Raw genomic sequence first — 19,308 nt, forward strand, 5'->3', positions numbered from 1 at the left:
GCAGCATGTTGATGGCTGCATCACAGGCCGGATACATGTCAGCACCCGACTTACACGCTCAAAATTTCCCAAAAATTCTTCTTCCAACCAATGGGGCGTCCATACATGTCGCAAATTTTCCAGCGGGGTAAAGGCGTCCTTATCTGCGGACGCAATTATGCTGCGAGTTCTGCAAATTAACGCCAGGGGTTTAACAGCTTAACGCCAAATTTTTCGAGCAGGGTGAAATCTCTCTCGTTTCGGGTAACTACGCATAACCCGTGCACTTTGGCTGTGGCTGCTATCAAGCTATCTGCTAAAGGTCTCGGATTCGGGACGTGATAACTTGCATTTTCTAACGCAATTGCCTCGTCGATCGATAAAATACGGCCCTTGAAGGCTGGCTGTACCTTCTCATAAAACCAGCGACGTAAAATATCTCCAGCTTCCGCATCTTGTCGCGCCTTTAGCAGAATACCCTTTTCCAGCTCCATTAACGTGATGACACTGATAAATAGTGAGCTGGGGGGTACGGACTGAGCCCATTCGACAATACCTGAATTAGCACGCCCGGATGGCGCTTTACGAAGCTCGGCGACAATGTTTGAATCGACCAGATACATCAGGACAAATCCACTGAGCGCGGCAAATCGGATATAGGTTTAACATCAAAATCGATGTCTGCGGCCTCTGGCATAGCAAGCATCTGAAGAATGCTTTGTTTCTGTCCGGACAACTCTCTGAATTTTTCTATGCTCATGAGCACATGAGCAGGTTTTCCTCTGTCGAGTATATATACAATATCGTCGCCGTTCGCAGCCTTCTTGGCTGCTGCAACGTGCTGATTAAATTCTCGACTGCTGAAATTGGAAACTTGCATCAAGTACCTCCACTTATTGAATGTATGTTGCTACAATAACGAAAAATGTAGCAATGTACAATCAAAATTTGATGGAGTTCTATAAATTTAATTCAACACTCATGAGCATTTAGATGATTGATTTAGCTAGGCGTCGGACGTGTCCCGTTTTATTTCCGACGTCATACAAATATCGAGGAAGGCGCGAGAGTGGTCGCAGCTGGCCATGATCTGCGGCATGGTATATGCTTCTGTCCATGGGATACGAGCTCAAGCGGCTGAAGCAAATGTTCAGGGTGACGACCAGGTGGAGGAGGCCCTTGCTCTCGTTCGGGAGTGGACCCACGGAGGCGGGCTCTCCTCCGCACAGTCACAATGACATACTTTCAACAGACAGGGGGGCGACTTCTCCAGGCATGGCAAGCCGACTGATTACAGCTACATTGAGAGCTTCAATAGAAGGTTTAGAGCTAGAACCTGAACGCCCATTGGTTTATGAGTCTTAACGACGCACGTATTCAGATGGATGATAGGCCTAGGCTCAGGACTCATTGGTTTCCGAGCCAGAAGATGACGACTGCTGCGAGATCTATTGCTGCTCGGAACACAATCGGGCAGCGATCATAACGGGTGGCAATTCTGCGCCAGTCTTTCAGTCTTCCAAACATGATTTCGATACGATTGCGCCGCTTGTATCGGCGTTTATCATACTTGATAGCCTTCTTGCGGTTTTTGCGCCCCGGGATGCATGGCTTTATCTCTTTGTCTTTTAACTGTTTTCTGAACCAGTCTGCATCATAGCCTCTGTCAGCAAGAAGCCAGTCGACCTTCGGTAACGTCTCGATTAAGACTGCAGCTCCGGTATAGTCGCTGATTTGTCCGGCCGTGACGTGTAACCTGATGGGACGCCCCTGCGTGTCGGTGACGGCGTGCAATTTGGTATTCATGCCACCTTTCGTCCGACCGATCAGGCGTCCATCGCCCCCTTTTTTAACTGTAGGCTTGAAGCCGTGCGGTGTGCTTTCAAATAGGTCGCATCCATCATGACGGTCTTTCCGACCGGCGACTTGGAAGACAGGCCTTCCAATATTTGAGCAAATATCCCCTTGAGACACCAACGGTTCCAACGATTATAGAGCGTTTTACAAGGCCCGTATTCCCGAGGGGCATCACACCACCGTAACCCATTGCGAAGAATGAATATAATTCCACTCAAGACACGCCTGTCATCAACGCGCGGACGTCCATGACTTTTAGGGAAAAAGGGGCGAAGGCGTGACATTTGTCCTTCGCTCAGCCAGTAAAGATTACTCATCGATCAGTCTCCTCAAGCGAAACTGAATCAGCTCATCATTCTGAAATCAATGGGTCCTGAGCCTAGTGCACAAACCGCCCTTTATCCAACTGAGGGAGTGTTTGCGGCCGTTTCAATTTTCAGCGGATAGCTTGATACGACGAGGCGGAATAATATTCTAAAATCAGAAAGAAAGTATTTGTTTTATTGCTTGTTGATGATTTTCTCTAATGAGATTAACAAGGCTCAAAACCCATATTCACCTTGTTAATCGATAAAGTGCAAAAATGCCCCACCAGAAGAGCCCACTTAATTCGCTGCAGCCTTCGCGGCGCCAGTTTCTCAGCATGTCAGCCGGAGCAGCCATTGCAGCTGGCTTAGGAATGTCTGCATCCGGATTGCTGCTGCCCGCACAGGCCCGCGCACAAGATGCGAAGCCAAAAAAGGGTGGGCATCTGGTTATTGCCATGCATTCTGCTTCAAGTTCGGATCATCTTGATCCAGCATCTTACACGATGGCATATATGTATACCGTCGGCTTCCAGCTCTTCAACACGCTGTTGGAACTAGGCCCGGATGGAAAACTTACAGGCGCATTGGTGGAAAGCTGGGAGCCCGCAAATGCAGATGCCAGCAAATGGATATTCCGTCTTCGCAAGGGTGTGACGTTCCACAACGGCAAAGAGTTGACTGCCAAAGACGTTGTCTATTCGCTCAATCATCATCGAGGCGACGACACCAAATCGGGCGGCAAGGGTGTACTTCTCGCTGTCAAAGATGTCGTTGCATCCGACACATATGAAGTCACAGTCACATTGAATGCTGGTAATGTCGATTTTCCAGCAGCTTTTGTAGACTATCACCTCGGCATTGGGCCTGACGGTGAAGACTTCGACAAGGGTATAGGGACCGGTGCATTTGTTCTGGAAGATTTTCAACCGGGCGTACGTGCTTTAACTCGTCGCAATCCAAACTACTGGCATCCAGACCGCGCCAATGTGGACTCCGTTGAAACAATCGCCATGGATGACACAACTGCGCGCATGGCAGCGTTGATGAGCGGTCAGGCGCATATCGTCAATGCGGTTGAGCCGCGTCTGGTCAGCCATCTGAGTGCGCGCCCCGATATCCAGATTCTACGTACACCGGAAAACTCGATGTATTGCTTTCCGATGCGCACGGATTCAGAGCTGCTGAAGAACAATGATCTGCGTCTTGCGCTCAAATATGCGATTGACCGCGAAGAGTTGCAGAAAAGTTTGCTGGTTGGCACAGGCGCTGTCGGCAATGACCATCCGATCCCTTCATGGAATCCGCTTTATTCCAAAGATATTCCGCAGCGTGCCTTCGACCCGGAAAAAGCTGCATTTCATCTGAAGAAATCGGGCTTCTCCGGTTCAATTCCGCTCAGCGTATCGGATAACGGTTTTACGGGATCGGCTGATGCAGCTCAACTCTATCAGGCATCTGCGGCAAAGGCGGGCATTACGATAGATGTCGAGCGTGTACCATCGGACGGTTACTGGGATGAAGTCTGGCTGAAGAAGCCATTTGTCGCTTCTAACTGGTCAGTTCGCCCGACCGCTGACGCTATGCTTTCAATGCTGCTTCAGACCGGCGCTCCATGGAACGAAACCGGCTGGAGCAACGAGACGTTTGACAAACTGCTTGCTGCGTCCCGCGTTGAACTGGATGAATCCAAGCGCAAACAGATCTATCACGACATGCAGGTTTTGATCGTAGAAGATGGCGGAGAATTAATCCCAGTCTTCACCGATAATCTTGCTGCCGCAAATGGTAAGGTTAAGGGCTATATTTCTGTGCCAGGTGGCGGCGATATGAGCGGTTATCGTCTGGCTGAAAAAGTCTGGCTAGAAGAATAGCAGAAACGTTTACTGATTATTATTTCTGCTTGCTGCTGCATCCCCAAAGCTGGCTTCCAGTTTTGGGGAAATGCTTCTAACAAGGGACTTGGCATTGATGTGCTGACCGGGTAACAACCGGCGGTGCCTCCCAGCTACGACGCCCACTTCCGGACAGCCAATGACAGACGTTCTACCAGACCAGTCTCCACACGATAGCAAGGCAGCTGCGATTTCTGACCGTGGACATTCTTTCGGTCTTTTACGTGGCAATTCACTTTCGGGGCTGATCTTAAGGCGTCTCCTGCTTGGTATCGTTTTGCTCTGGGCCATTTCAGCTGTCATCTTCGCTGGAACTCAAATCCTACCTGGCGACGTCGCGACTGCAATGCTGGGTCAACAGGCAACACCACAGGCTGTCGAGAACATTCGCAAGGAACTCGGACTCGAACGACCGGCTTTACAACGCTATGTGGAATGGCTTGGCAATGCTGCACAGGGAGATCTGGGTCGCAGCTATTCTAACCGGCAGGACATTGCGAAAAGCATTGCGCCCCGTTTGTCCAATACACTCTATCTCGCTGCAATGGCTGCACTGTTTGCAATTCCGATCGCGATCCTGCTCGGCCTCATTTCTGTTTTGTATGCCGGTACTATCATTGATCGCGGCATAGCGGTTGCAACACTCAGCACCATATCGCTGCCAGAGTTTTTCGTAGCGTATATTCTGATTGCTTATTTTGCGATTTCGCTTGGTCTGTTGCCATCGAGCGCCATTGTAAACCCTGGAATGAGTGGCTGGCAGCGCCTTACCGCGATTGCCTTGCCCTGCTTGACGCTAGTTATTGCCGTTACCGGACATATGGTACGCATGACACGCGCTTCGCTTCTTGCGGTTATGTCATCACCCTATATCGAGACCGCGCAGCTTAAAGGTCTTCCCCGCTGGCGCATTCTCCTCAAACATGCGCTTCCCAATGCACTCTCACCGGTGATTAACGTCGTCGCACTGAACCTCGCCTATCTGGTTGTAGGTGTAGTCGTTGTTGAAGTAATTTTCGTTTATCCGGGTATGGGTCAATACATGGTTGATCATGTCTCCAAACGCGATGTGCCGGTGGTGCAGGCGTGCGGGCTTATTTTTGCATCCGTTTACATTGGCCTTAACATCATTGCCGATGTCATCGTCATTCTGACCAACCCGCGGCTGAGACATTCAGCATGAGAAAACGCAACAAAGGCTCACAATTTCTCGCATCAATTGGCTTTAGCGGTATAGCCTTCTTTCTGCTTGTTGCAATTTTTGCAGAATGGCTCGCACCGCATCCCATATCGGAAATCGTTGGCAGCGTATGGCAAGGTCCCTCACGCGAGGCGTTGCTTGGAACCGATAACATTGGCCGAGATCTTCTGTCTCGTGTTATCTGGGGTACGCGGTTAACGCTTTCGATCGCCGCCGCAGCTACAATCCTCGCATTTTTGATTGGCGTACCGCTAGGCTTTCTTGCTGCCTTGACGCGTGGATGGCCCGATCAGGTTCTCTCGCGCGGCAACGATCTTCTGATGGCAATTCCGACACTGATTTTTGCTCTTGTTGTGCTGGCCGTTCTGCCTAAAAATGTCCTCATCCTGATAGTGGTAATCGCAGTGCTGGAAGCAACACGTGTTTTCAGAGTAAGCCGTGCGATTGCCTGCGATATTGTCGTGCTCGACTATATCGAAATCGCGCGCCTGCGCGGCGAAAGCAAAAGCTGGATCATCTTCCACGAAGTGCTGCCCAATGCATTGTCACCGCTGCTTGCAGAGTTCGGACTGCGTTTCGTCTTTTCTATCCTGTTTCTTTCGACTCTTTCCTTTCTCGGACTCGGTGTTCAGCCGCCTATTGCCGACTGGGGAAGTCTGGTCAAAGAAAACAAGGATGGGTTGATGTTTGGCGTGTTTGCCGCCCTTATTCCCGGCGGAACCATTGCTTTGCTTGCTATCAGTGTGAACTTTGTCGTCGACTGGATTTTACAGCGCACCACCAGCCTTAAAAGAGGCGCGCAAAACAATGGATAATCCGAATAAACCACCACTTCTGAACATCCGTGGTCTCCGGATAAGCTCCGATGAAGGTTTGATCGTTGACGGCATTGATCTGACTTTGCAAAAAGGCCACGTACTCGGCCTGATCGGGGAGTCCGGCGCAGGTAAATCGACCATTGGTCTCGCTGCTCTTGGTTTCGCACGCAGCGGCCTTCAGATCACTGGTGGATCGGTTGCGCTGGATGGGCAAGACATACTTTCCTTATCCGGCAAGAATAGGCAGAGAATCCGCGGCAGCCGGATCGCCTATGTGGCGCAATCTGCAGCTGCGGCATTCAATCCTGCCCATAAGCTGATCGATCAGGTTACGGAGGCCAGCGTCTGGCACGGCCTCATGAAACGTGGCGAAGCGAGAAGCCGCGCTGTTGAGTTATTCACCCTGCTGGGTCTACCGGATCCACAAAATTTTGGCGAGCGTTATCCCCATCAGGTTTCAGGAGGCCAGCTTCAGCGCGCCATGACCGCAATGGCGCTTTGTACCAGTCCTGATCTTGTGGTGTTTGACGAACCGACAACCGCTCTCGATGTAACGACACAGATTGAGGTGCTGATTGCCATCAAAAAAGCAATCGCAACCACTGGAACAGCCGCACTTTATATATCGCATGATCTGGCAGTTGTCGCTCAGATTGCCGATGAGATCATGGTGCTTCGCCATGGAAAAATGGTGGAACGAGGTTCTGTTCGCAAAATTTTTGATGCGCCACAGGAAGACTATACCCGGCAGCTTGTGGCAGTTCGTCAAAAGGAAATTGAAGGTCGCATAGAAACGTCTGCTTCCTTACTTTCCATTGCAAACATTTCCGCTTCCTATAGTCCGGCGACACCTGTGCTTGCCGACATCACGCTTGATCTCGCAAAAGGTCAGACACTGGCTATCGTGGGCGAGTCTGGTTCCGGTAAATCGACACTGGCCCGTGTGGTGTGCGGCCTCCTCGCACCTACAGCCGGAAACATACACTTTGACGGCGCAGTTTTGCCTGCAAGTCTGGAACGTCGTTCAAAAGAGACGCTGCGCAATATCCAGATGATCAGCCAGTTGCCCGATTTGGCTCTTAATCCGCGCCGGACCATAGCAGAAATAATCGGCAGACCATTGCAGTTTTATTTTGGGATGCCGCGTGATTTGCGAAGCAATGCTGTTGACGAGTTGATGGAGCTCACCGGACTGCCTAAAAGCCTTCTCAAAAGGTATCCGGCTGAGTTGTCAGGCGGCCAGAAACAGCGTGTCTGTATTGCTCGCGCGCTTGCTGCACGCCCCAAACTGCTTGTATGCGATGAGCCAACTTCCGCTCTCGATCCATTGGTGGCAGAGGGCATTCTGGAGCTGTTGCGTCGGGTTCAAAACGAGACAGAGACCTCTTATCTCTTTATCACGCACGATCTCGCAATCGTTCGAGCCATAGCCGACAAAATTGCTGTCATGCACCGGGGAACAGTCGTGCGTTATGGATTGAAGTCAGACGTACTCAGTCCGCCTTATGACGATTATACCGCAAAGCTTCTGGCATCTGTTCCACAAATGAAGCCAGGTTGGCTGGATGACATTATGGCGCAGCGTGCAGACCTCACTATCGCAGATACCGATAAGGACATGAAAATATGAGCAAAAAGACAATCATTCTCGATGGTGGCATGGGACGTGAACTGGAACGCGTCGGTGCACCATTCCGTCAACCGGAATGGTCCGCACTCGCGCTTATCGAAGGTCCTCAATACGTTCGCGAAGTGCATGACGGCTATATCGCAGCCGGCGCCGATGTCATTACCACAAACAGCTATGCAGTCGTCCCTTTCCACATCGGAGAAGACCGTTTTGCGGCTGAAGGCCACAAACTCGCAAGCCTTTCTGGCAGGATTGCTCGCGAAGCAGCAGATTCAGCATCCCGTGAAGTTAAAGTAGCCGGATCCTTACCGCCTGTCTTTGGATCCTATCAGCCTGACCTTTTTGATCCTGCCAGAGCAGGCGAATTGCTGAATGTGCTTGTGGATGGGCTGGCACCATCCGTTGACCTCTGGCTTGCCGAGACGCAAAGCAGCCTGATTGAAGTCAAAGCCGCACATGAGGCCATTCGTTCAACGGGAAAGCCTCTCTGGATTTCCTACACGCTCCGCGATGATGTAGCCAGCGGAGCAATCACCGAGGCACAGCTTCGTTCAGGAGAAACGGTGGCTGAAGGTGCACGGCTTGCCGCAGAGCTCGGAGCGGAAGCGCTCCTGTTTAATTGTGCAATGCCTGAAGTTATGGATGCAGCCATTCTTGCAGCAAAGCAGGTCTTCGATGAGCTGGGCAAGGATATTCCAATTGGCGTTTATGCCAATGCATTTCCTTCACAACAGGGCGCTGATGAGGCGAACGCTACTATTACTGAAATTCGCGCTGACCTCGATCCTGACGCCTACGGGGTATGGGCTCAGCGTTGGGTCAAGAGCGGTGCAGGTATCATTGGCGGCTGCTGCGGAATTGGCACCAACCACATTCATGCATTGTCGAACCAATATCTCTGCGAATAACAAAAAAGGGCGGCTTTTTAGCCGCCCTTTTCGTTTCATGACAGAATGCGTGCTGCTGCCAGTGACAGTGCGATGACACCATTTGTAATAGAGCGTTCGTCAGGCTGATAATCCGAATTATGCAACTTGACGCTGCTCAACATTGAACAGCGTCATAATTCTAATCACTCATCAGAATGAGCGCTGGAAACGCAGTTTCAAGCCCAGCGCATCCTGTCCATCAAGTGCAATACGCTTGTTGTTCCACTGAACATAGGTAACTTCAGGAGTGATGTTGAAGCCCGGTACTAATGCATAGCTGACATTGCCAGTCGCCATCAGAGTTTCGCTGGCATCATAGCCAACTTGCAGGTTGAGTTTGGCTTTTTTAGTTGCCTGATAGGCGAGGCCACCCCACAAAGCCCAATCACCACCCCATGTACCGTAGAAACTATCTACAATACGATAGACATCGCCATTGGCATTCGCCTTGTAATGGTCTTCATTAGACTTATAGGCGAACTGCGACCAGAGCGAGAACTTGTCGCTCACCTTGAGATCAACCTTGACCTTACCCGCCCATTCTTCGTTACGTGCGTCATAGGCAGCTACGCCTGCGATGCTTCCCCATGACTGAGCGTATTTCAGACCACCCACCACATGCGGCATATAATCATCGATTGTAACATCAACATCGGAATCGGAATTGCCGCCTTGTTCAAGCGACAAGATAGCCGAGAAGCCTTCTTTATTCTTGTAGGTATAGCTGATCAGATTAGTACGATAGCCACCGGCCAGAATGACGTCATCATTGAGCACGTTGCCCAGATAATCAGAGAAAGTCACGAATGCCGACTGGTCGAGACCGACACGGAGACCACCAAGCTCGATAAAGCCCAGACGCAGGGAGCCGGACGATGAAGAATCTGCACCGTTGTACCACTGATAGCGCGTTTCGGTCACTGTCTTGAGAGTACCGAGTTCAGTTTCGGTTCCGGTAAATGTGCGGAAAGTGAAACGGGTCAACTGCCCGTAAGTGTCCATTTTTTTGGTGCTTGGAACGCGTGCATAAGCATAATCACCACCGCTAACATCATAACGCACATAACCCGCCAAACGCAGGCATGTTTCCGTTCCAGGAATATAAAAATAGCCTTTGCCGTAGGCATCGCAAACGCGGACATATTCCACAGCTTCCGGCTCGGGTGCCACTATGGTATCGGCAGCCGACGCAGCTTGCGACATTGCCAGAACAGCGACCGATGCAGCTAGAGTTTTCTTCATTTGAGTAAGTGTCCCCTTTGGTTTTAGACAATAGGAGTTTTTCGGCGGAAAGAGACTTTCCGTCGTGATGAGAACAAGCTGCCGGAACTCGCTAAAACCGGCCGCCCGTTATGGTTGTGAATGCTGGATTACGTGCCTGAACAAGCCATGGCGCTCTAAAGCTTGCAATGACGCGCCATCATTTCGGCAACATCTTCCCGCCCCTCTTCGCGCAGTTTTTTGATCGCAGCATTCATATCTGCCGACCGTTCGTCCTGCCCGAGCTTGAACTTGATTTCCATCTTCTCAATCGGCATTTCGTAGCCAACGATATTGGGCAGACGCCGTTCCAGACCACCGGGGCCGAGTTCCTTCATCTGCCAGGGCTTATCACGCCCCTTTTCCATATGCTTGACGAGTTCGTGGAGATGTTTGGCGGTCGCTGCTTCCGACAGGATTTTGGGTGTGCCGTGGATATGAGCAACCATAAAACTCCAGGTCGGTGCGCTGTCCCTTTCCGGATAGCCCGGATACCAGGACGACGACACATAATGACCAGCATCCATCAGGATCGCAATTGATGGCAGGCCACGTTTCAGAGACTCAACATGATCGTTGGATGCGGCGACGTGCGAGACCAACGTGCCATTCTCGCCGCGTGTCCGATCCATCATGAAGACAGGGTGCGATATAGCAACGCCACCCTCATGGCTGGTGATCAAAGTACCAAGCACCGTTCTGTCAACGAGATCGAAAACCTCTGTCGTATCGGACGGTTGATAATAGGGCTTTGTATAGAGCATCGCTTGTCTCTTGATTTCAGGCGTGAATGGCGGGCAGTCGATCAGACCATGGGCACATGGCTTCCAACTGACCTGCAAGCTCGAATAGCAGATTTTCGGCCCCATAAGGAGCAATGAACTGGCTGCCGACGGGCAAGCCATCAGACGTTTCATTTAGCGGAACACTCATTGCAGGCAGGCCAGCGGCATTGATCGGATGGGTAAAGGCCGTCAGTTCCAGAAACTGTCGGGCAAAACCTTTCCAATCGGGTGAGCGCACGTCGAGCTTTCCAAGCGGAAATGAGCCGATCGGCATGACCGGGCTTAGCACCACGTCGCATTCTTCAAATAAACGACCAAAACTGCGCGCGGTACTGTTGGCGGTTAAACGCGCCTGAATGACCTCTGTGGCGGCCAAGCCATCGCCATAAGCAGCTAATCCCAGGTTTGAAGGCTCAAAATAGAGAGCATTCGCGGGCTTTGCCATTGTTGCGGCAACATCCGCCACTTCAATTGCGGTATAAACAGCGATCAGTTTTTGTATGGCATCTGCAAGCCGTACACCGTCAAAATCAGGCTTTACCCGAACGACGCTATGTCCCAGCTGTTCGCACAGCGCAATCGTCGCCTCCAGTGCTGCAACTGTTTGCTCGTCGAGAGCTTGATGGAGATCAGACTGTTGCCAAACTCCAATACGAAGCTTTTGCGGTGCCGTTCTGACACTGTTGACGAACAGGTCCGTCTTGGCCGGGGCCGCATAAAGCGAACCCGGTTCAAGAGCATCTGTCAGATCAAGCATCATTGCGGAATCGCGAACTGAACGCGTCAACACATGATGGCTGACCATTCCGCCCCAGTTTTCTGTCGAGACCGGGCCGCATGGGACACGTCCGCGTGACGGACGCAGTCCGAAAAGCCCGCCACACGATGCGGGAATGCGGATCGAACCTGCACCGTCATTGCCATAGGCCACGGGCACCATGCGTGCAGCAACCGCCGCTGCTGCACCGCCAGAAGAACCGCCAATGCTGCGTTTTATATCCCAGGGGTTAAGCGCCGGACCATGCAGCGAGGATTCGGTTGCGATATTGCAGGAAAACTCAGGCAAATTGGTTTTACCCACCACCACGAGGCCAGCGGACTTATACCGTTTGACGATTTCATGATCGCGCTGCGAGATATTTCCCTCTGCGGCCCGACACCCAAAGGACATCGCAGCACCGGCATAGGACGGGCAATCATCCTTCAGTAACACTGGAACACCGCTAAGCGGACCTTCCGGCAATGTTTTAAGCTGCTCTTCCGCCTGATCGCGCATCTCATGGATCACTGCATTCAGATTGGGATTGCACCGATCAATGGCTGCAAATGCTTCCTGAACAGCCTCATGCGGCGACAGAACTTTTGCGCGAATGGCCTCTCCCAGACCGACCGCATCGGCCCGGGTGTAGTCAAACGATTTAGACGTCATGGGGTTATCCCAATGCTAAGCTCACCAAGCGGAGCGTTTTATTGTTCCTTGCTGATCATCCAGAAGCGATCTGTATCGCCTGCCCAGCCTTTGTAATCATTCACTTTCGGGCCCGTCGCCGTAATAGACGGCAAATTGACCAGACCAAGGATTGGAACCTGTTCGGCCATCAGCGTATTGAGCTCGTTGAAGAGCTTCTTGCGTTCTTCGACATCGCTTGTCACTGAAACCTTCTTGAGAAGTTCTTCCGCCTTGGCATCATCCCACTGGCGCGCAGCATCAGCCTTTTTGTCACCAATCATCGACTGGAATGACAACAGCGGATCAAGGCGGGCTGAATAAGCGAAAACCGCAAGTTCATAGGCGCCACGGCGATACTGGTCGAGCTGGGTCGCCCAGTCACGCACTTCGAGCTGCGCATTGATGCCGGAAGCTGCAAGGAATGCCTGAATGATCGTGGCAACCTGTACACGGTTCTGGCGGTTGGCAACCAGAAGGCTGATCGGTTCACCCTTGTATCCGGCCTTGGTCAGTAGCTCCTGCGCTTTGGCAGGGTCATATGCAGGCCATGCGGCTGCCTGATTATCCGAATAGATCGTGTTTGGTGCAATAACCGAAGGATTCGGTGTATACATCCCCTCGCCTATTGCAGCGGCAAGCTGATTAAGATCAATCGCATGCGCAATCGCCTGACGTATCTGCGGATCTTTAAGCTTATCGGAAGCAGATTGTATCTGAAGTACCATCCATGCTGGCGTCTGCTGCACATTGACCTTCATGCCTTTTGCTTCCAGATCCTTGACGCCTGTTGGCTCCACTTCATCGATGAAGTCGATCTCACCGGAAAGCAGACCATTGGTGCGGGTGCTTGAATCAGGAACAGTCATGAACTGAATGGTCTTTACATGGCCTGTTTTGTTCCCCACCAGACCGTCGACATCGCCGGGCAGAGCCGCGTAATCATCGAAACGGGTCAGGTCCAGATAACGACCACGCTCCCATTTGGAAAAAGCATAGGGACCGGTGCCAATCGGCTTTACAAACTTGCCATCTGCATCAACGGATTCCGGGCTCAATATCCATGGCGTGCACTGGATGGTAGCCATGGTAATGACGAAGTTTGGCGCAGGTGCCGCAAAGCTGAAGCGCACCGTGCTGTCATCGACAGCCTCGACCGACTTCAATTCGGAGTCCACTTTGCCATTGTAACGATTGACGCATTGAAACGCTGTATCGGGCTTGAGATAGCGTTCAAAATTCCAGACGACATCCTTGGCGGTCAGGTCTTTGCCATTCTGGAACTTGACACCTTTTCGCAGCTTGAAATCATAGACCGTATGATCGGCATTCGCGGTCCAGCTCTCAGCCAGCATTGGCTTGATGGCGAGATCGTCGCCGTAAGCGACCAGACCTTCGGCAATGTGAGCAACAACCATATCGGCATTGGCATCGCGATTGACGCCCGGATTGATGCTCGCAACATCCGAGTGAATGGCAACGCGCAAAGTCTCATCATTTGCAGCATGTGCTTGAAAGGCTGTGGCGCTGAGACCAAGAAGCGCAATGCTAAACGCAGAGCGTAGTGAAATTGGATTGAACATTTTGGTTTCCCCTTTTGTTTTTGATTTTATGGTTGGGTCAGCTTTGTGACCTCAACACATCCGCGAAAAATGCTTCGACCGGCTCCAGCACTTTGAAAGGCTCGTGAGCCACACCCGGAACCCTGTCCTTACGAACCGCAATACCGTGACCTTCAAACGACCTGGCCAGTGCTTCAATACGATCGATCCGGCAATCGCCCTGAAGATCGGCGCCGTGCATCCAGAAGGCGCTGTCACGCGGGATGGCGATTTCCCAGGTCGCGGTATCTTCCGCACCGATCACGGTATGAACGGTCACGCTTCTCATCGCTTCAAGATCGATGCGGCAGCCAAAACGCACTTCGACATCGCGAACACCTACCCACCAGTCATAATCAGAATTGAGCAGGGTCACGACGCCGGGCGCTCCGATAGAGACGGCCTTGAGCCTCTGGGGATGCAGCATGAAAAAGCGCTGGCAGAACTGCCCGCCGCCAGAAAAACCGTACATGATGGCGCGATTGCTTTTGAGGCGATATTTGGCTGCCACTTCGTCGATCATCGACAACAGAATATGGTCAAAGCGAATGCCGTGAAACTCAATGCGCTTGTAGTTGGCAAGATCGCCTTGCACGACGATGCCCGCGGGAAACAGCGGTGCCAGTACAATGCAGCGGTTCTTTTGCGCAAAACTTGCAAAGTGATCGCGGTATTGTGCCGCCGTCCGCCCTGTTCCGTGAATGATGACGATCAGTTCGTGCGTTTCTGTGCCGTCTTCATCATAGTCTTCGGGGACATAAAGGCAGTAGCTGAAACGCTGGTCGAACTGACTTGCAAAAAACGTGGTCGCCCCAAAATCGTAGAAGCTGAGTTTCTTGCCATGGCCCTGCCGCTTGGTGGCAGGCTTTTCCTCAGTGGTGGACATAACCGCCCTCCTCTCCGGATCTCGTATTTGCATTATCGCCGCGCCATTTGAGTTTGACGCCACCTTCGTCCGTCAGTTCGAGCATCGGAATGGCTGACAAAAGACGGCGGGTATAATCGTTTTGCGGGGCGTCGAAAATCTCGTCGCGCGTTCCCTGCTCGATAATACGACCGTCATTCATCACGACCACACGATCGGCAATTTGTTCAACCACGCCCAGATCATGAGTGATAAACAGGCAACCGAAGCCGTAGCTCTGCTGCAACTTGGCAAAGAGATCGAGAACCTGCGCCCGCACCGTCACGTCAAGCGCCGAGACTGCCTCATCGGCAATAACAAAAGCGGGACGGCGCACAAGCGCACGCGCAATCGCCACACGCTGACGCTGACCACCCGACATTTCATGCGCATAACGATTGGCATAATCTCCACCGAGGCCAACATCCTCCAGTGTTTCGCGAACACGATCCACTTTCTGGCTGGACGAAAGCTCTCTTGAGAAACGCAGCGCCTCGCCGACCAACTCGCCCACTTTCATACGCGGGTCGAGTGATGAATAAGGGTCCTGAAACACCATTTGCGTGTGATAACGATAATCCTGATAATGGGATGAACGTCTCTCAACGGGCTGGCCCCTGAACAGCAATTTGCCTTCGCTCGGCTTGATTAGTCCGGCCATCACACGCGCGGCTGTCGTCTTGCCCGAACCGGAGCCGCCAACCACGGCAACAACCTCGTTGGGCAGAACATCAATTGTAACTCCATGCAGAGCTCGTTTGCCGCCCGCTTTCTTGAACCAGCCGCCCCGACCTTCAAAATCAACCACAAGATCGCGCACGCTGATCAGCGGATCAGCCTTTGGAACCACGCGGGCAGGCCCACGAACCGGCAATGTCGAAAGCAGTTTGCGGGTGTATTCATGGCGAGGCTTTGCCAGAACATCAGCGGTATCGCCTGTTTCAACCACTTCTCCATGGCGCATTACAACAACACGATTAGAATAGCGCGCAATCATTGGAAGATCGTGGCTGATCAGCAAAACGGTCGTGCCGCGTTCGCGCGTGAGATCGACCAGCAACTCCATAACCTCGCGCTGGATGACCGCATCGAGCGCAGTGGTCGGCTCGTCCGCGATCAGCAGGTCGGGCTTCATCAGCATCGCGCAGGCGATCATGATGCGCTGGCGCATTCCGCCAGAAAACTCATGTGGGAACGCCTCAATCGCCCGGTCAGGATCGGCAATACCAACACGCAACAACATGGCTCTGATCCAGTCGGCATGTTGCGCCTTCTCGGCTGGAAAGTGCAGTTCAAGCCCTTCTTCAAGCTGCCGCCCGATGGTTAGTGACGGGGTGAGCGAGGTCATCGGCTCCTGAAAGATCATAGCAATGCCATCGCCACGCAGCCCGCGCAAAGCGGTCGGCGACATCGTTGACACGTTCTGCCCCTTGAAGCGGATCGCACCATGACTTGTTTTAATGGACGCCGGAACCAGTCCCATAATGGCCCGCGCGAGCATGGTTTTGCCGGAGCCGGATTCACCAACGATGCCGAGAATTTCGCCAGCTTTTATGGAGAAGGACGCGCGCTTGACGATCTCCAGCGCACTGTCGCCAACGCGCAGGCTGACATCGTCGATTTCAAGCAGGGGTGCGGAAGTCATGAGCGCTTCCTCATGCGTGGGTCGAGGCGGTCGCGCAACGCGTCACCAAGAAGATTGATACCAAGCAGCGACAGCGAAATTGCAAGGCCGGGGAAAATACCGAGCCAAACGGCCTGCTCAATGAAATTGCGGCTACCGGCCAGCATATTGCCCCATGTCGGCGCTGGCGGCGGCACACCCAAACCCAGAAAGCTGAGCGAACTTTCTGCGAGAATTGCCCAACCGCACATGGACGTTGCCATGACAAGAACCGGTGCCAGACAGTTCGGCAGAATATGGCGCACCATCGTATAGATTTCCGAGTTCCCCATGACGCGGGAAGCCTCAACGAACTCCCGTTCACGCAAGCTCAAAACCGTGCCACGAACCACGCGAATGACCGAAGACATATAGGCGAGAGCGAGTGCCAAGATGATGCCATTCTTGTTGGCACCAAAAACGGCCAGAAGACCAAGCGCCATCAATATACCAGGGAATGCCAGCAGCGCATCGTTGACCATCATCAACAACCGGTCGAACCAGCCACGCAAAAAGCCGCTGATCGCCCCGATAAGCACTCCACCGAGGGTGGCGAGAAAGACGGTAAACACGCTGATTGAAACACTGGCCGATGCGCCTTTCATAAGACGGCTCAGCTGGTCGCGACCAAATTCATCCGTACCCAGCCAATGCGCGGCACTTGGCGGCGCAAGGCGCGCGGTGAAGTCCAACGTGAGCGGGTTATAGGGCGTCCAGAAGGAACCCACCACTGCTATTGTGAGAAGCGTTGCGGTCAGAGTTCCGCCGATCAGTGCGTTGAGAGAGATGTTTTTCATTTCGCCGTCACCTTCGGGTCGAAGAACGGATAGAGAAGGTCCACGATCAGATTGACCAGCACATAAACGCAGGCTGTGAACAGCAAGCAGCCCTGAATGACGGGATAATCGCGGGCAAAGATGGCATCAACGAGAAGCCTGCCAAGTCCGGGAATCGTGAAAACTGTTTCCACAACTGCAATACCACCAAGCAGATTACCAAGGATCAGCCCCAACAGGGTCCAGGTCGGGCCAAATGCGTTACGGAAGGCATGGCGCCACATCACGGTTGCTTCCGACAACCCCTTGGCGCGGGCATGGGTGATGTAATCGAGGTTTAGCACTTCAAGCGTCGAAGCGCGCGCCATACGCAGAATGACGCCAATTTCATGCAGAAACAGTGTGGTGATCGGCAGAACCAGATAGAGAAACGCTTTCCATGGGTTCTCGCCGAAGCTGACATAGCCGACAATCGGCAACCAACCGAGCTTGAGGCCAAATGCCAGCAGCAACAGCAAGCCCATCCAGAATGCCGGAACCGAAAGCAGCAAAGTGGCACAGGTCACAAGCGTCAGATCGGTCAGGCTGTTCTGCTTCCAGGCTGCGATCATTCCAAGCGGAACAGCGACAAGCGTAGAAAGCACCACTGCTGACAAGACAATACGCGCACTCACTGAAAAGCGCTCCAGAACCAACGGAAGCACCGGCTGCTGGTTGGCAATCGAAACACCAAGATCGCCATGTAAAACATTGCCACCCCAGATCAGAAACTGGGTGAAAATACTGTGATTGAGGCCGAGCTGTTCGCGCAGCGCAGCCAGCGTCGCAGCATCCGCAGAATCACCCAGCATCAGGGCTGCTGGATCGCCCGGTATCAACCGAACGATCACAAACACAGCCACTGCCACGATCAGCAATGTTGGTATGGCCATGCCTATTCTGGAGAGCGCAAAGCGCAGCATTTCTTTAGCCTTCGATAAAGAGGGATTTCGCGCGTGGCGCAGCATCGGACGGTAGCGGCGTATAATCCTGCAGACAGTAGGTCGCAAACTGACGGTTCAAGGCCGGCAACGGCGCAATTTCCATGATGCCAAGCGCTGCTTCCATCACCACCATGGCAACTGTAGCCGTGATATTGTCGTGATTGCCGGGACGCGGCGGGCGGCAGACTGCATAAGGTGTCAGGAAGTCGTCAAACAGCGCCTCCTTCAGCTCTTTGCGGCCAATTTTTCCACCATGCGATTCAAGAGACTGTCGAACGCGCCAATCACGGTAGAAGCTTTCAGGCACAAACGGGATGCCGGTGTCGCGCAGCTTCGTCAGCGCAATCGGGCTGACCCAATGGTTGGCATGAACGATCAGATCATTTTCCGGCAGGATCGGAAAAGATTCATCCGGCGCGCATTCAAAATCGATGCCGAAACCGGCGCTCGTCGCAATCATGATATTGTTTGAGCAGGATTTTGGTGTCGAAGCCACAGCCTTGATTGCTTTTGCAAAATGCTCTTGCTCCAGCACCTTGCGGCGCACCAGACCCAGAGGAACGCCCAGCTTCTTATAGTCGCGTTCGCATTCAAGATAATTTGCAGTAATCGAGATGCCAGCCTCATTGAAGCCGCTGCGCGCCAGACCACCAGCCTCGACAAATGTCACAAAATCCGGACCGTTATTGTTGCGGACACGCAGCACAATGCCGGTTTCAACACATTCAGAACGCCAGTCCCAGTTCTGGCCATGAACCAGATTACCAGAAGCGCTTTTTGCAGGCATGATGAGAGCGCCGGTGCAGCCATCATCCTGCTCTTCGGGATCAGGCGAACCCGTTTCCGCACGCGCCATCGCAACAACTTCCGTGCGCGCATTGATCATGACGATCTGCTCAAATGGCACATCCGCACCTTTGGCGATGCCGCGCATTTCCTCGACATAGGACGCGTCGAATTCTTCAATCCGGCCTGCAAATTCTTCGATGAGGCTTTGCCTGCGTTCTGGCGAAAGACCAAATGCATCGAGCGTGCCGGAATAAAGACCTGCGCTGCGCCGAATGCGTTCTGCTGCCAGCACCCCATATTGGCGCCCGCGCTCTTCCGGTACGCCCGAAACTGTAATGAATGGAAATGGGGTTACTGACATACTCAATCCATATTTTGTATTTTGTATCTTCTTAATACAATTCACATTCAATCATTGCGGAGTCAACAGTTTTTTATTAGAATATGGAACAATTTGATTTATACACTATCTGCAGAGGACCGCCT

The 19,308-nt window shown here is 52.6% G+C and carries 17 protein-coding genes and 1 pseudogene; 6 read left to right on the top strand and 12 right to left on the bottom strand.

From position 1 onward, the window contains the following. Positions 1–176: 176 nt before the first annotated feature. Together H5024_RS19760 and H5024_RS19765 are read right to left on the bottom strand one after the other, a co-directional pair. Positions 177–602, bottom strand: coding sequence for a type II toxin-antitoxin system VapC family toxin (locus tag H5024_RS19760; protein WP_187548909.1), 426 nt, complete (start codon positions 600–602; stop codon positions 177–179). Then, positions 602–859, bottom strand: a complete 258-nt coding sequence (locus H5024_RS19765) for a type II toxin-antitoxin system Phd/YefM family antitoxin (RefSeq protein WP_187548910.1) — start codon at positions 857–859, stop codon at positions 602–604. Before H5024_RS19765 ends, H5024_RS19760 begins: the two co-directional genes overlap by 1 nt. A gap of 382 nt (positions 860–1,241) precedes the next feature. On the opposite strand from H5024_RS19765, the pseudogene H5024_RS21410 reads away from it, so the two are divergent. Then, positions 1,242–1,465: pseudogene (locus H5024_RS21410) on the top strand (integrase core domain-containing protein); the annotation flags it as partial. Here H5024_RS21410 and H5024_RS19770 read toward each other — a convergent pair. Beyond that, positions 1,387–2,153, bottom strand: a protein-coding gene (locus H5024_RS19770; protein WP_187548911.1) for an IS5 family transposase whose coding sequence is annotated in 2 segments (ribosomal slippage) — positions 1,387–1,832 and positions 1,832–2,153 — 768 coding nt in all. Because the reading frame shifts where the segments join, the coding sequence is not laid out codon by codon here. The pseudogene H5024_RS21410 and the gene H5024_RS19770 overlap by 79 nt on opposite strands. 326 nt (positions 2,154–2,479) lie before the next feature. Between H5024_RS19770 and H5024_RS19775 the strand changes: the two genes are divergently transcribed. From H5024_RS19775 to H5024_RS19795, 5 genes are all read left to right on the top strand, one after another. Beyond that, positions 2,480–4,015 carry an ABC transporter substrate-binding protein gene (locus H5024_RS19775; RefSeq protein ID WP_247875403.1) on the top strand — a complete coding sequence of 512 codons (1,536 nt, stop codon included), beginning with the start codon at positions 2,480–2,482 and terminating at the stop codon, positions 4,013–4,015. 160 nt (positions 4,016–4,175) lie between these two features. Next, positions 4,176–5,219 carry an ABC transporter permease gene (locus H5024_RS19780; protein ID WP_187548912.1) on the top strand — a complete coding sequence of 348 codons (1,044 nt, stop codon included), beginning with the start codon at positions 4,176–4,178 and terminating at the stop codon, positions 5,217–5,219. Continuing rightward, entirely contained in the window at positions 5,216–6,052 is an 837-nt protein-coding gene (locus H5024_RS19785; protein WP_187548913.1) for an ABC transporter permease, read from the top strand. The genes H5024_RS19780 and H5024_RS19785 overlap by 4 nt, the downstream gene beginning before the upstream one ends. Further along, positions 6,045–7,685, top strand: a complete 1,641-nt coding sequence (locus H5024_RS19790) for an ABC transporter ATP-binding protein (RefSeq protein WP_187548914.1) — start codon at positions 6,045–6,047, stop codon at positions 7,683–7,685. Before H5024_RS19785 ends, H5024_RS19790 begins: the two co-directional genes overlap by 8 nt. After that, positions 7,682–8,593, top strand: coding sequence for a homocysteine S-methyltransferase family protein (locus H5024_RS19795; protein WP_111576511.1), 912 nt, complete (start codon positions 7,682–7,684; stop codon positions 8,591–8,593). The genes H5024_RS19790 and H5024_RS19795 overlap by 4 nt, the downstream gene beginning before the upstream one ends. Positions 8,594–8,764: 171 nt before the next feature. Here the strand turns inward: H5024_RS19795 and H5024_RS19800 are convergent, their stop codons facing one another. The 9 genes from H5024_RS19800 to H5024_RS19840 all read right to left on the bottom strand — a co-directional run bounded on the left by H5024_RS19800 (position 8,765) and on the right by H5024_RS19840 (position 19,183). Next, positions 8,765–9,856 carry a porin gene (locus H5024_RS19800; RefSeq protein WP_187548915.1) on the bottom strand — a complete coding sequence of 364 codons (1,092 nt, stop codon included), beginning with the start codon at positions 9,854–9,856 and terminating at the stop codon, positions 8,765–8,767. Positions 9,857–10,011: 155 nt separating this feature from the next. Continuing rightward, on the bottom strand, positions 10,012–10,638 hold the full coding sequence (locus H5024_RS19805; protein ID WP_187548916.1) for an FMN-binding negative transcriptional regulator: 627 nt from the start codon (positions 10,636–10,638) through the stop codon (positions 10,012–10,014). Positions 10,639–10,654: 16 nt separating this feature from the next. Next, entirely contained in the window at positions 10,655–12,088 is a 1,434-nt protein-coding gene (locus H5024_RS19810; protein ID WP_187548917.1) for an amidase, read from the bottom strand. A 38-nt stretch (positions 12,089–12,126) separates the two neighbouring features. Continuing rightward, a complete protein-coding gene (locus H5024_RS19815) occupies positions 12,127–13,689 on the bottom strand; it encodes an ABC transporter substrate-binding protein (RefSeq protein WP_187548918.1) in 1,563 nt (520 codons plus the stop codon). Between the two features lie 37 nt (positions 13,690–13,726). Then, complete coding sequence (locus H5024_RS19820; RefSeq protein ID WP_187548919.1) at positions 13,727–14,593, bottom strand: alpha/beta hydrolase; 867 nt, start codon at positions 14,591–14,593, stop codon at positions 13,727–13,729. After that, positions 14,580–16,256, bottom strand: coding sequence for an ABC transporter ATP-binding protein (locus H5024_RS19825; protein ID WP_187548920.1), 1,677 nt, complete (start codon positions 16,254–16,256; stop codon positions 14,580–14,582). The genes H5024_RS19820 and H5024_RS19825 overlap by 14 nt, the downstream gene beginning before the upstream one ends. Beyond that, positions 16,253–17,071, bottom strand: coding sequence for an ABC transporter permease (locus H5024_RS19830; protein ID WP_187548921.1), 819 nt, complete (start codon positions 17,069–17,071; stop codon positions 16,253–16,255). The genes H5024_RS19825 and H5024_RS19830 overlap by 4 nt, the downstream gene beginning before the upstream one ends. Beyond that, positions 17,068–18,012 carry an ABC transporter permease gene (locus tag H5024_RS19835; RefSeq protein ID WP_187548922.1) on the bottom strand — a complete coding sequence of 315 codons (945 nt, stop codon included), beginning with the start codon at positions 18,010–18,012 and terminating at the stop codon, positions 17,068–17,070. The genes H5024_RS19830 and H5024_RS19835 overlap by 4 nt, the downstream gene beginning before the upstream one ends. Before the next feature lie 4 nt (positions 18,013–18,016). Further along, positions 18,017–19,183, bottom strand: coding sequence for a C45 family peptidase (locus tag H5024_RS19840; RefSeq protein WP_187548923.1), 1,167 nt, complete (start codon positions 19,181–19,183; stop codon positions 18,017–18,019). Positions 19,184–19,308: the final 125 nt, after the last annotated feature.

Source organism: Ochrobactrum sp. Marseille-Q0166, from assembly GCF_014397025.1.
GTDB lineage: Bacteria > Pseudomonadota > Alphaproteobacteria > Rhizobiales > Rhizobiaceae > Brucella.

Bases quoted from the DNA above. Each gene is read 5' to 3' on its own strand.
- H5024_RS19805 (WP_187548916.1), bottom strand. From the start codon at position 10,638: ATGCTCTATACAAAGCCCTATTATCAACCGTCCGATACGACAGAGGTT.
- H5024_RS19760 (WP_187548909.1), bottom strand. From the start codon at position 602: ATGTATCTGGTCGATTCAAACATTGTCGCCGAGCTTCGTAAAGCGCCA.
- H5024_RS19815 (WP_187548918.1), bottom strand. From the start codon at position 13,689: ATGTTCAATCCAATTTCACTACGCTCTGCGTTTAGCATTGCGCTTCTT.
- H5024_RS19780 (WP_187548912.1), top strand. From the start codon at position 4,176: ATGACAGACGTTCTACCAGACCAGTCTCCACACGATAGCAAGGCAGCT.
- H5024_RS19795 (WP_111576511.1), top strand. From the start codon at position 7,682: ATGAGCAAAAAGACAATCATTCTCGATGGTGGCATGGGACGTGAACTG.
- H5024_RS19800 (WP_187548915.1), bottom strand. From the start codon at position 9,856: ATGAAGAAAACTCTAGCTGCATCGGTCGCTGTTCTGGCAATGTCGCAA.
- H5024_RS19840 (WP_187548923.1), bottom strand. From the start codon at position 19,183: ATGTCAGTAACCCCATTTCCATTCATTACAGTTTCGGGCGTACCGGAA.
- H5024_RS19820 (WP_187548919.1), bottom strand. From the start codon at position 14,593: ATGTCCACCACTGAGGAAAAGCCTGCCACCAAGCGGCAGGGCCATGGC.
- H5024_RS19785 (WP_187548913.1), top strand. From the start codon at position 5,216: ATGAGAAAACGCAACAAAGGCTCACAATTTCTCGCATCAATTGGCTTT.
- H5024_RS19790 (WP_187548914.1), top strand. From the start codon at position 6,045: ATGGATAATCCGAATAAACCACCACTTCTGAACATCCGTGGTCTCCGG.
- H5024_RS19765 (WP_187548910.1), bottom strand. From the start codon at position 859: ATGCAAGTTTCCAATTTCAGCAGTCGAGAATTTAATCAGCACGTTGCA.
- H5024_RS19830 (WP_187548921.1), bottom strand. From the start codon at position 17,071: ATGAAAAACATCTCTCTCAACGCACTGATCGGCGGAACTCTGACCGCA.
- H5024_RS19810 (WP_187548917.1), bottom strand. From the start codon at position 12,088: ATGACGTCTAAATCGTTTGACTACACCCGGGCCGATGCGGTCGGTCTG.
- H5024_RS19775 (WP_247875403.1), top strand. From the start codon at position 2,480: ATGTCAGCCGGAGCAGCCATTGCAGCTGGCTTAGGAATGTCTGCATCC.
- H5024_RS19835 (WP_187548922.1), bottom strand. From the start codon at position 18,012: ATGCTGCGCTTTGCGCTCTCCAGAATAGGCATGGCCATACCAACATTG.
- H5024_RS19825 (WP_187548920.1), bottom strand. From the start codon at position 16,256: ATGACTTCCGCACCCCTGCTTGAAATCGACGATGTCAGCCTGCGCGTT.